This window comes from Xanthocytophaga agilis, from assembly GCF_030068605.1.
GTDB lineage: Bacteria > Bacteroidota > Bacteroidia > Cytophagales > 172606-1 > Xanthocytophaga > Xanthocytophaga agilis.
In genome coordinates this window covers 121,079-133,644 of sequence record NZ_JASJOU010000009.1, presented here as the reverse complement: position 1 = coordinate 133,644, position 12,566 = coordinate 121,079, and the positions used below count along the sequence as shown (strand labels likewise).

Here is a 12,566-nt window from a genome sequence, read left to right as displayed (position 1 = left end):
GTAATTATATATCGCTGAATGGCAGACAAATCAATATAATGGCATAATACCTTTCAGATTCAGAGTGTATCTACTTTGGTTTTCAGCCATAAATCTAACTACAGATTTATGGAGTTACACTAAGAGCTATTTACTATACTGTACCTCTGTCAATGTTTCTGAAAAAGTTATTCACCGGTATTAAAGTCCTTAAATCCTCTGGGTACATAACGGATATCAAGAAAATCAACTACACACTTAGGGCCTTTGGGAGATTGAGCATAGAAGCCAATCTGCATGGGAGCTGTTGTTGCGTAAGCAAACGTGCGTAAGATGTTCCAGGTTTTGCCGTCTGTGGAATAATAAAAGCAGAATACTTTTCCTGCTTTGGCTACTTTCAGGTATATTTCCTTGGCAGCTACCTGTATATGGTAATTATCGTCAGTCTTTTTGTCTTTGATTACAGAAGAACCTACTCCGATGTGTTTCTCATCCAGTTTTTCGAACAAAAGTTTTGCCCAGTTTTCGCCATCACTGTACAGGAGAATAGCTCCTCCATCATACATCGAATTGAATGGAGTTTTAACTTTTGCTGAAAAAATAAAGTTAGAATCAGGTTTAAATAATAGCTTCGGTGCATTGTTGGTGTAGTAGGAGCCATCTACAAACGTATAAAGGTCTGTACCTTTGGCCGCAGTAATTTGTAGCGAGTTAGGTGAGGTAACTTTGTACAGCTCTGGTTTATCAACCCATGTCCAGCTATAAGGTACACTTTTGATTTTTACACTATCCCCAGGTGAGGATACAGGCAATGCATAAGATACCTGGCAATACAACAGCAACAATGTGCTGCAGATGCATACTAATTTGTTCATAAAAAAGATGTGTTGTAAGTGAGTGTGATCTATCTCTTATACCCTAATTGGGAGGGTACAAAACCCTTCGATTAGAAGGTTGACAAACATAGGTAAAGTTTTTGACAATGGATGATAGATTTTTGAGTGAATGACTAGTTTTTTTGCAAAAAAAAGCAGAAATAGGTTGTTTTATTGTGTATTTGACAATTAATAAGTTTGTTTTTTGTGAAAAGTCATTCGTTTTCTGATTTTTTCTATAAAAAGTGAATGGTTGAGAAATATGGTTGTAATTAACATTATAGACTCTATACTATGCTTTTTCTGAGGACTACTTCTCTTTTACTTCTTTTGCTTATTGTAGGTTCTTTTGCCCAGAGGGAAAATACCTGGACTATGTTGGATAAAGGTTTGGACTATGCTGAGCTGGCTGCTCCTGTCAAATCCATTTATGGGGATTCAAAGATTACTGTACTCAGGATTGATCCTAAGAGCTATGAGTTTTTTCTGGAGTGTGCTACCGATCCTAAAAATAAGCGTATTACCCACACCCTGGCCGAATGGTGCAAGCAAAAGAAGTTTATAGCAGCTATTAATGCAGGTATGTTTGATGGAAATGACCCTACACAGCCTGATCATACATTTATGTGTAACAGAGGGTATATGAAAAGCTTTGATCATGTGAATAGCAGCAAAATGACAAACGATAAAACAGTAATCTGTTTTAGTCCAAAAGGCAAATCAATGCCCGCTTTTCAGATTGCAGATATTCAGAATTGCGAAACTTTTGCCAACCTGAAAGCCAAATACAATTGCCTGATTCAGGGTATTCGTATGATAGACTGTAAACAGCAAATACGCTGGCAAAAGGATAAAAAGAAATGGAGTGTTTGTGTGATGGGAATGGACAAAGCAGGAAATGCATTATTTATTCACTCCCGATCCCCTTATACTATGTATGAGTTTATTAGTATGTTACAGCAACTACCTTTAAACTTAAAAACACTGATTTATCTGGAAGGAGGTCCGGAAGCATCCCTGTATGTATCTTCAGGGAGCAAAACCGTGCAGCGATTTGGTAGCTATGAAACGGGCTTTAACGAAAATGATGGGAACGATCATTTCTGGAAGCTGCCTAACATTGTGGGAATACGAAAGAAACCCTGAGACTTTGCCCACTAAACTGTACACAAAATCCTGGTGGTACAATTGTAGACTTAGCACTTCTTATCAAATGGTAGTACTTTATACATGAAACGATCTTTTCACTTTCTTACTCGCAAGCTACATCGGTATCTGGGTCTTGTATTAGGCATTCAATTCTTGTTCTGGACCATTGGCGGACTTTACTTCAGTTGGTCTGATATGGACGAGGTGCACGGGGATCATCAACGGAAAGCCGCTTCTCCGGTACCTGTTAATGGGGCAATCGTGTCTCCGGTACTGGCCTTGCAAAATCTTCGCAACGTTCGTCCCGTCGATTCTGTTACTTCACTTTCTCTTATTCAGATACTAGGCAAACCTGTCTATCAGATCAAATGCCAGGCACATGGCACACATCAAGCAAAGACCTATCTGGCAGATGCATTAACAGGGAAGTTACGAAGCCCTCTTTCAAAAGAAGAAGCGATACAGGTAGCTCAACGACAGTTTACTATGCCTGCATCTGTGGTTGCAGTTGAATACCTGACTACAACAAACGGCCATCACGAATACAGGGAACAACCCCTGCCTGCCTACGCCATTACCTTTGATCATCCTTCACAAACTACAGTATATGTTGCCGCCGAATTAGGCACCGTGCAAAAGTTCCGCAATAACAAGTGGCGTGTTTTTGATTTTCTCTGGATGTTACATACAATGGATTACCAGAGCAGAGACAATATAGGCAACTGGGCTTTACAGTTATTTTCGATCCTGGGTTTGCTTACTATTATTTCAGGCTTTGTTTTGTATTGGATAAGCTCCAAACAAATTCGAAAGCTAAAAATGGCTTGATGTAAAGGTTTCTGTTAGCTGCCAGTTTCTGGTAGTATGAGTCTATCCAAACCCTTTTCTGTAAAGGTTTGGATAGATTATTAATGTGTCGACAATTTTTTTATCATTTCATCTGAGACAGGATCTGAATAGACTCCAAATGCATTAATAAGAGTACCTTTTATAGTATCTTCTTTCGCTGATATGGCGTAAATAATATTCTCATCTCCAGGATCTGTTTGTCCTTCAAAACGAAATACCTTATCAATCTGAAAGTCGGCAGGCGTAAGTTTCTGATGGTTTTCACCAAATCGTATACAATCAGTATCTAGATTGAAATCGTGTTCATAACCTGCCTGTTTAAGCCAGGTCAATGCTTCTGTCATGGTATCAAAAGCAGGGGAAGTATTTTGTTGATCCATCATCGTAAATAGGTTGAAACTATGTATATGAATAACTCAAATTTTATGCCTATACGTGTAATATATTGATAGTCATTGTTTTTTTGTGATAAGGGTTATTTAGGAACTACGATATATCGTATTTTTATGCGTCTGTCTCATTCTTGTAGCGAGATTGTATACCTATATTGCGTCATATTGACATTTATTTGTATATTACAAGTTAGACATAAATGCATAGAGCCAGAAATGACTGAATTATAAATAAAAAAAGAAGAAGATTGTATATAGTAAGAATCTGTTTTCCTATGCATCTATTCAATCCCTGTTCTCGTAAAGTACAACTACATTGCAGGTAGGGACACCATTTATTTTTTTATCTTCCATAGACCACACAAAAACATGAAAGAAAAAGCTATCAGCCTTACTGATGGTTCAGAGCTATCTATTGCTTCTGAATCTCATATCCGAAAAAGAGAGGTATTGAAGATACAACTACCAAAGGAAGTTTCTGCTTCTTTTCTACTTAGATTTTCTCAGGATATGGCTGCTGTGCAGAGTAAAAGAGAATTTGTGGCAACCATGCACTCTTATCTAAAGCAGTTGTTGTCCTATGAAGATTTTCTGGTCTGTACTCTGATTGATGGGAATACACGCCATCGTACCTTTTTTTATTCTGTGTCAGCTGAATCCAATGAAGGATACCCCATAGAGGATGGTTTTTTTCCCATTGTACTTCGTGCCCAACAAATACTACAGTTTGATCTGGAAGAAATACATCAAACCGGGCAGGTTGTGCCTTCTTATATAAAGAATAAATATCAAAAAGGGATCAACCTGATTGTTACAGTACCTCTACGTGTACGAAAAGAGGAAGTGGGAGTCTTATTTCTGCTTTGTAAAGACACGAATAAACTTGATCCCACTGTACTTAATCTGTTGCAGGCAATGTCTTATTCCATTGCTTTTACAGTTGCAGGTATTTTAGCCAGTGAGGAAATTGAACGAAGAGAGAGGGAAAAGAGACTTTTGTTATCCTTTAGTCAGGAAATTGCGGCGATCCGTTCCAAAAAAGATTTGCTGGAAGTAGCGACTCAGCAACTTAAAGAAATGTTTTTCTGTAAGGATGCGACTATTTATAGTATTCCGGAAATCTTCAATCAAAAGCTTGCACACATTTCCTCTGTTGATTCTGAATGTATATTGGCTAGAATACTGGAATCAGAAAAGCCTGTCATTTTTTCTGTGCATGAACTCAATGCCAAAGATAAACTTTCGGACTATGGACATTCATTAGTCAGAGAAGGAGTAGATGGATGTATGGCCATGAGGCTTATCTATGGAAATCGTAGGATGGGTATAATTACATTGTTGGCAGAGAATAAAAAGATATTTCAGGAAGAGCAATATGGCCTGATGATAAGTATTGCGGCTCAACTGGCTGGTATGCTAGCCAATATAATGGCCAATGAACGAATCGAGAATCAATTGGTAGAGATCTGTCGCTATAAAGAACAACTAGAAGAGAATATTTATCTTCAGCTAGAAGAGAATATTTATCTTCAGCAAGAAGCCAACACTATCTGCAAGTTCTCTGAAATTATTGGAAACAGTGCACAAATGCAGCAAGTATATACACTAGTTTCTCAGGTTGCAGATTCAACGGCAACCGTTTTGCTGCTGGGTGAATCTGGAACAGGTAAAGAGATGATAGCCAAAGCTATCCATACTGCTTCTTCCCGGAGAGATAAGCAAATAATTAAAGTGAATTGTGCTGCACTGCCACTAACGTTAATAGAGAGCGAGTTATTCGGTCATGAGAAGGGAAGCTTTACAGGAGCAGTAAATCGCCGGATTGGTAAGTTTGAGCAAGCTAACCAGAGTACTATCTTTCTGGATGAGGTTGGGGAGTTGCCACCAGAGGTGCAGGTTAAGTTACTGCGTGTCTTACAGGAGAAGGAAATAGAGCGTATTGGAGGAGATGCTACGATCAAGGTAGATGTACGGATTATAGCAGCAACGAATCGTAATTTAGAGAAGGAAGTAGCGGAGGGTCGTTTTCGGTTGGATTTGTATTATCGGTTGAATGTATTTCCGATTACTCTTCCGCCTCTGAGAGAACGCAGAGAGGATATTCCACTTCTGGCAGAATATTTTATGGCACGTTATGCGAAAAAGGCAGGAAAACGTATTACAGGTATTGCAAAGAAAGTAATCGAATCTATGGTGTTCTATCCCTGGCCTGGTAATGTACGTGAACTGGAGCATATGATGGAAAGAACCGTATTGCTCACAAATGACTTTGTTATAAAACAAATGGATCTTCCTAGAATTATGCCTGAGGCTACGGGTATAAACACAGATTTTACACAGATAAAACCTTTACAGGAAATAGAGCGTGAATACATACTTCATGTTGTAAAAGTGTGCAACGGCCGTATTTCAGGCCCACATGGTGCTGCTATCAGACTGGGACTTCCTTCTACAACACTGCTATCAAAAATGCAAAAGCTTGGAATCAGGAAAGAACACTTTGTGGAAGAACAACGATAAACATGTGCCATCCTAAATTTTGAATGGCTTGTTTGTTCTTTTTCTAGCTCTCTTTCTGTTTCTTATGTCTCATGTTTTTCTGAAAAAAGGTCTATAGATAAAAAACACCCTAGAAAACCTCTCACTGAAAGAAACGCACCTCCTCGCTGTCCTCCTGAAAGGACCTCGTGACAAATAGAGACATGATTGGTATATGAGTGAAAGAATATTCTCCAGTCGGAAAAGCCGCCGGTCTTGTCACGAGATCTTTTCAGGAGGACAAAAGGGGTTGAGAAATGAAAAGCTAAGGACTTGAAAATTAAAAGGATATGGATGAGGTAAGAGACTGGCCTCGCAGCAGGAGGGGTATTAATGCACTTACACCACCTGCCACGATTAAAGGAAGCATCTCTCTTTTTGTCGATTTTATTTATTGCTTTTCTGAAACTTGAGTTCACTTCCTTTTATTTATATCCTTGTTTTATTCCTAACTTTTTCATTTTGGAATATAATGTTGCTGGCGGAAGATTTAATATTTCTGCAGCTCCTCCCAGTCCAAATACCTTTCCTCCGCAGATTTTTAGTGCATTCAGAATATGGTCCCGTTCCATCTCGTCCATAGTCTTTATGTGAGTAGGCTGTTCCTGTGATGGAAGAAAAGAGACTGCTGGTAAGGGGATTTCTTCGATCTGTGATCCAGTGGCAAGTAATACACTACGTTCCATTAGGTGTTCCAATTCACGAATATTGCCGGGCCATGAATAGTTGTTTAACTGATTCACGGCCTGAGGAGAAATTGTATCAATTCTTTTCCCGGTTTTTGCACTAAACTTTTCGAGAAAGTATTCTGCCAGAAGTGGAATATCCTCTCTGCGTTCTCGCAAAGGTGGAAGAGTAATCGGAAATACATTCAACCGATAATATAAATCCAACCGAAAACGACCCTCCGCTACTTCCTTCTCTAAATTACGATTCGTTGCTGCTATAATCCGTACATCTACCTTGATCGTAGCATCTCCTCCAATACGCTCTATTTCCTTCTCCTGTAAGACACGCAGTAACTTAACCTGCACCTCTGGTGGCAACTCCCCAACCTCATCCAGAAAGATAGTGCTCTGGTTAGCTAATTCAAATTTACCAATCCGACGATTTACTGCTCCTGTAAAGCTTCCCTTCTCATGACCAAATAATTCGCTCTCTATTAATGATATGGGTAATGCTCCGCAATTGATAGTAATCATGGGTTTCGAACTGCGAGCCGATCGCTGGTGTACTACTTGTGCAATACGTTCCTTACCTGTTCCAGATTCACCCAGGATGAGTACAGATGTATCTGTAGGGGCAACTATTCTAACTTTTTCAAGGCTATTCATAAAGGATGGACTAGTCCCTATAATCCCTTCAATAGATAAATTTTCAGAGAGAGAAGAGGCTGTTGGTTCTATTTCTATAGTGTATCGATAGCGTGCTATCTCAAGCATCACCAGCAGGTCCCGTTCCCGAAAAGGTTTTACCAGAAAGCCATATGGTTTCGTTTCTTTTACTTTTTCCAGTATAGATTGGTTGGTATTGGCAGATATATAGAGAAAAGGAATATTTTTTTGTTTTAGGTCTCTGGCCAGGTCAATGCCTGTCAGTTGACCTTTCAATATAATATCCAGTAATACCCAATCCGGTTTTTTCTGATCAATCAGTTTCTGTGCCTGTTCAACAGATGAGGCAATTCCACTGGTTTCATATCCTGCTTTCTGGAGAATCAGGCGGAGATCATTGGCAACAATAAACTCATCTTCTACAATTAATATCTTTTCTTTCTTTTTCATTTTACTGACTAAATAGGCTGATTCCCCCCATGTTCCAGTTCCCGATTGATTTCAAAAGTGATTTGTAAGGCTACCCCGTTCCGGGAATTTACCTGAAATGTTCCTCCCAACTGTTGAGTCAGTCCACGCATAAGGCTCATGCCCAGAGATTCTGTGTTTTCTATATCGAGGCCGGCTGGAAGTCCAATGCCATTGTCTTTAATGGTAAGCTGACAAAGGGACGGGTTAGTTGTTTTAAGCGAAATTCGAACCTCTCCACGCTTCTGATCTGGAAATGCATACTTAATAGTATTAGTTACAGCTTCATTTACGATTAGTCCTAATGGCACAGCTTGTACTACATCTATCTGAATGGAGTCAGTGTCCAGTATAAAATGAATCTTGCTATGGATACTGAAACATTCCTGCATGTATAATACTAATTCCTGTATATACCAGTGCATATCTATAGAAGCCATATTTTCGGACTGATATAGCTTCTGATGAATAAGAGACATGGCATACATACGGTGCTGACTGTTGCGAATGGCCTGGAGGGCATCTTCATTATTGAGATAGGCCGATTGCGTATTTAGCAGGCTAATTACAATCTGGAGATTATTTTTTACCCGGTGATGGATTTCTTTGAGCAGCCATTCTTTTTCTGACAGTAGTTTTTTCAAAAGCTCATTCTGTTCATTAATCTCTGCCTGTTTGATTTGTAGTTGAAGATTGCTGTGTTGTTTGAGCCGATATCGGTTGTAACTCAATCCCAGTAGCAGCAAAAGCATGACAGAACCTCCAATAACGATGTTTTTGGTTACCTTCTCCTTTTGTATGGTAGCATTCTGAATAATTCCTTCTTTTCTGAGTAATTGTATGTCTTTTTCTTTATTGTCCAGGTCATATTGTAGTTGTAATGCGGCCAGTTGTTTTTCTTTCTCTTCGCTATGGATAGAATCGGTAAGTGTTTTGTATAATTGAAAATGTCTGAGTGCAGATAGGTATTTGCCTGTTGAGGAATCAGTTTTTGCCCAATATAACTCCTTATCTGCCATCAGTTCCTTATTACTTTCTCTTGCTTCCAGGAAGGCATGATAGGCATTGAGATATTCATAGGTCTTTTCGTATTGAGTTGCTTCAAAATAAAATCGGATGGTTGCTTTATAGATGAACGGACCCGCAGTCCCCAGATCAGGCATCATCTTTCTGTAAGCAAGTAATTGATTTATGTATTTTTCCGCTTCTGCTGGCTTTTGCTCATCCAGATAGAGTTGAGCAAATGTATAATATGCTGCTATTTTTACTGAGGATTCTTTAGAGGGATAATCTGTTACTAGTTTATGCAGTATGGCTAGTGACTCTTTGGTCTTTTTTATTCTTCGTAAAAAGGTGATTTCATTAATTTTAATTTGTGTAATCGCAGCTGTATCCTTATATCTGGTAGCAACATCTACTGCTTTCTCAAAGAAAGTGTATGCAGATTCATTGTTATGCAGTATATAATATGACAGTGCAATACGATGATAAATAGTGAAAAGTTGGGGACTGGTATCATGATCATTTTCAGCTGCTTTTAAGGCCATCAATCCATATTTTAATGAAAGTACATGATTGCCTTTGTGACCATATACATAACCCAGTAAGCTATATAATCCCTGAATCTTCTTGTGTTCGATTGCTTTAAAAGTAGCAAGGGCTTTATGTAGATAAAACAATGAAGAGTCAAAATCTTCCTTCACATTGTAGAGGTCCCCAAGATATTCCAGTGCTTTTGCAGTCTTTAATCTTAGTTGAGTTGATTCCAATAGTAAGACACTGCTACGATAATAGTTGATTTTTTTCAGAAGGTCTTCTCCTTCAATAGTGTAAAAAGAAGCTAAGGACATATAAGAATCTGCTTCCTGCTCCTTTAGGTGATTTTTTTGCGAATATAGTAGTGCCTCCTGGGCTTTCTTTCTTGCCTTATCCAGTTGTTTTTGTTCATGAAAGATTTCTCCTTGTAGCCATAGGACAGTGCCTTTACCCTGTATATAGTTGAGTTTATCACTTACTATACTAGCTTGTTTCAGTAAGAGTTGAGCACTATCAATATCTATTGGTAGCTCTCCTGGCCTATGGAGGTAGTGCAAACTCAGTGCAAGCAGCAAATCAGCTTGTTCTGTACTGGTACTACTTTGGGTTAACTTTGCGTGTATGTCTGTACTATTTTCAGGTACCTGAGTGTAGGCCGTAAATTTACATGTCACTAACAGGATGGCTATCAGCAAAACTATTCTATAATATGGAAATGAGCCTGGATATGTCATCCTGTTATATACATGTATTGCTACAAAGTACTACGAGTTTTGGATTATTAGCAATAGTATCTAAAATAGCGGTAGAGATAATGGTATCAAAATACCCTGTCACGGGCTAGCAACAGGGTACGTAAACCTATAGTATATATTCTGAGATTACTCAAGATGAGCTCTGAGCATCCAGGCCATCTTCTCATGAGTTTCTAATAGACCTGTAATGTAATCACTGCTACCTACATCACGCAGTGTGTTGGCATAACTATTAATATTACCTCTCAGATGCATAAGAATACTTTCATGATCTGCCAGAAGTTCCCGGATATACCCAAGACTATCATTTTTCTCACGAGACTGCTCTGTTAGATGGGTAAGCTGAAGAAATTCTTTTAACGTGGCAGGTGGAAAATGCCCCAAAGTCCGGATACGTTCTGCTACCTGATCAATAATCTCGTCCAGTTGTGTGTATTGAGTCTCAAAGAACAGGTGTTTGCTGTGAAAGTCAGGACCTGTAACACACCAATGGGCTTTACGTGTTTTGGTGTACAATACATATTCATCTGCCAGGATCTTTGCCAGTGAATGAGCTACTTCTGCCTGATAGTCGGCTTTAATTCCAATTGTTGCTTCCATATGAGTATGAAAAGAGGTTTGGGTTAAATCTGCCTATCCTATTTTCAAATTGAATGCCATTAATGTAGTGTATTGGTAGCCAGTTATTTACTATCGGAAGAGGAATTCTATAGTGACGATATTTCGTAAATTTATGAAGAAGATATGAATTCAGTGCCTACCTATAGGTATTAGATATGATTGCCTAAAATGGCAATATCTGGTGATAATAGAAATGTATTTACCGGATCTAATTGTTTGATTTAGTAGATAATAGAATAGAGTTTAACTGCTGATAGCAGTGTAGCGTTTTTAGCAGAGAGGGAGACTAGTAAGAAGCTCATTGTGGATTATATAGACTATCTGATAATAGGGAAATGCTTTCACTGTGGCAAACAAAAAAGCCACGTGGCTTATGCGTGGCTTTTTTGTGTATAAAATTTGCTTTTCAAAGCTTTTTTAGTGGCATCCAGAATCAATTTAAAATCGATAGCCTTGTATGTGATGGCGTCAATAGCTACTACAGATACCAGCAAGAATAATACGGTTAAAACAGCTTCCATAATTGGAATAAAGTTATTGTGATAAATGATTAAAGTTTCTAATTATTTAACTAGAGCGTAATTGAAAAAGTTCAATTTTTGCTTTCCTGTTTTGATAATGCAAAATTATAATGTGTTTGACTAATTTCAAAATAGATGTAAGATTATTTTAAGTTGTAAAGTCTTTGTTTATTGTATTATTCTAATGTGGTGTGAATGTTATATGCTTTATATTGCTTTTTTTAAGCGTTTTTTGATTTGTTAGATTGTATAGAGATGCCTGATTTTTTACAATGGTTTTATTGGGAGAGTACAAGTTATTTTATGTTTATTGTATTAATCTAATTTGACGATGGGATTAAAATTAGTTTTTGTCGAGTATGATTTATTTGTATAGTTATATTTTAGCCGGTCTTGAGCCCCAAAAGTACAGGACAATTTTATGACTCAGGAGATAGATTTTTTTTGAAAAAAAAGTAGGAAATCAAAAAAAGTGGAAAGATGGAGACTAAAAAAGGTGAGAATTAGTAAGATTCTCACCTTTTTTAGTAGTCAATAGAATACTATATTGGTTTTTAACTTTTCTGAAGAATAGATTTGAGAGGAATAGCAAATCCAAATAATATAGATTTCTCTAGAAAGAAGAAGTGATGACCTGCTTTATCCACTCTGTGATTGGCTGTAGTAATTACATTAGGCATACTAATCAATCCTCCTTTAAGCTGCGGCATCAGAAAGACTCCATGAAAGTTGAAGCTTAAGCCCAGATTAGTAGATAACCCAAATCCTGAAACATGCCATTGATCATTACGGTCATAATTAAACAGCTTCACATTTGTTTTAGGAATCATTATGCCCGCACCCAATCCATTTACCAGATCAATAGACACTTTACCATTTTTGGATGAACTTAATCTGCGATAATGACTCAGTTCTGCATTGATGTAATTTAGTCCATCTGTGTGCTCAAATGTCAGGAAATCGTCAGTCAACTGAATAGGTTGATTAGTATATGTTCCGTTAAATTTAGGATCCTGGCCTGCAATAGATCCTGTAATATTTACGATCTGGTTCTGATCCATAACATATTTCATATGGTCAAAACCTACAGATATACTCCACTGATTGGATATAAAATAACCAATGCGGTAATCATATTGAGGAACTGTAAATGAGGCTGGATCAAAATATTCTTTCACATCAAAAGGAGTAGGACGGTCATGAGCTACTACTTTGTCCAGTGTAAAATTATAACCTGAACCACTAAAGTGGATATTGCTTTTTGTATAAGCCGCCCAGTTCCAGCCCCAGTAGCCGAAAATCCTTCCTTTTCGGGGAACTGCATCTTTAAAGATAGATTTTGTTTGTGCGTTAGCGTAAAGAGTAAGGATGCAAAGGAAGATGGTTAGAAATAAACTTTTTTTCATGATTTTGTATGGACGATGGTTAATGTAGTTATTCTGCAGCGACTGAGGCTAAGGCAGAAATAGAATAGTGGAAATTGTTGTGATATTGTATTTACAGGAAATACAAGTTAATTTGTTAAAGGTGCCTTGGAGCTAAGTAATAG

10 protein-coding genes are annotated in these 12,566 nt (G+C 38.0%); 3 read left to right on the top strand and 7 right to left on the bottom strand.

The features are described 5' to 3' along the window. Window positions 1-167: 167 nt before the first annotated feature. Window positions 168-854, bottom strand: coding sequence for a DUF1349 domain-containing protein (locus tag QNI22_RS23780; RefSeq protein WP_314514356.1), 687 nt, complete (start codon window positions 852-854; stop codon window positions 168-170). A gap of 294 nt (window positions 855-1,148) precedes the next feature. Here QNI22_RS23780 and QNI22_RS23775 point away from each other — a divergent pair, with 294 nt between their 5' ends. Further along, on the top strand, window positions 1,149-2,000 hold the full coding sequence (locus tag QNI22_RS23775) for a phosphodiester glycosidase family protein (RefSeq protein WP_314514354.1): 852 nt from the start codon (window positions 1,149-1,151) through the stop codon (window positions 1,998-2,000). An 84-nt stretch (window positions 2,001-2,084) separates the two neighbouring features. Then, window positions 2,085-2,831 carry a PepSY domain-containing protein gene (locus QNI22_RS23770; protein ID WP_314514353.1) on the top strand — a complete coding sequence of 249 codons (747 nt, stop codon included), beginning with the start codon at window positions 2,085-2,087 and terminating at the stop codon, window positions 2,829-2,831. A gap of 80 nt (window positions 2,832-2,911) precedes the next feature. On the opposite strand, the gene QNI22_RS23765 is transcribed toward QNI22_RS23770, so the two are convergent. Continuing rightward, the gene (locus QNI22_RS23765; protein ID WP_314514352.1) at window positions 2,912-3,235 is read right to left on the bottom strand and encodes a phosphoribosylpyrophosphate synthetase; all 324 of its coding nucleotides are present in this window, start codon (window positions 3,233-3,235) and stop codon (window positions 2,912-2,914) included. A gap of 378 nt (window positions 3,236-3,613) precedes the next feature. Between QNI22_RS23765 and QNI22_RS23760 the strand changes: the two genes are divergently transcribed. Further along, entirely contained in the window at window positions 3,614-5,764 is a 2,151-nt protein-coding gene (locus QNI22_RS23760; protein ID WP_314514350.1) for a sigma-54-dependent Fis family transcriptional regulator, read from the top strand. A gap of 443 nt (window positions 5,765-6,207) precedes the next feature. Here the strand turns inward: QNI22_RS23760 and QNI22_RS23755 are convergent, their stop codons facing one another. The 5 genes from QNI22_RS23755 to QNI22_RS23735 form a co-directional block, all read right to left on the bottom strand. Beyond that, on the bottom strand, window positions 6,208-7,566 hold the full coding sequence (locus tag QNI22_RS23755) for a sigma-54-dependent transcriptional regulator (RefSeq protein ID WP_314514349.1): 1,359 nt from the start codon (window positions 7,564-7,566) through the stop codon (window positions 6,208-6,210). 8 nt (window positions 7,567-7,574) lie between these two features. Beyond that, window positions 7,575-9,854: a tetratricopeptide repeat-containing sensor histidine kinase gene (locus QNI22_RS23750; protein ID WP_314514348.1), complete on the bottom strand. Its 2,280-nt coding sequence runs from the start codon at window positions 9,852-9,854 to the stop codon at window positions 7,575-7,577. 147 nt (window positions 9,855-10,001) lie between these two features. Continuing rightward, on the bottom strand, window positions 10,002-10,475 hold the full coding sequence (locus QNI22_RS23745; protein WP_313982528.1) for a Dps family protein: 474 nt from the start codon (window positions 10,473-10,475) through the stop codon (window positions 10,002-10,004). A 392-nt stretch (window positions 10,476-10,867) separates the two neighbouring features. Next, complete coding sequence (locus tag QNI22_RS23740; protein WP_314034968.1) at window positions 10,868-11,017, bottom strand: hypothetical protein; 150 nt, start codon at window positions 11,015-11,017, stop codon at window positions 10,868-10,870. Between the two features lie 554 nt (window positions 11,018-11,571). Continuing rightward, window positions 11,572-12,423, bottom strand: coding sequence for a hypothetical protein (locus QNI22_RS23735; protein ID WP_314514346.1), 852 nt, complete (start codon window positions 12,421-12,423; stop codon window positions 11,572-11,574). Window positions 12,424-12,566: the final 143 nt, after the last annotated feature.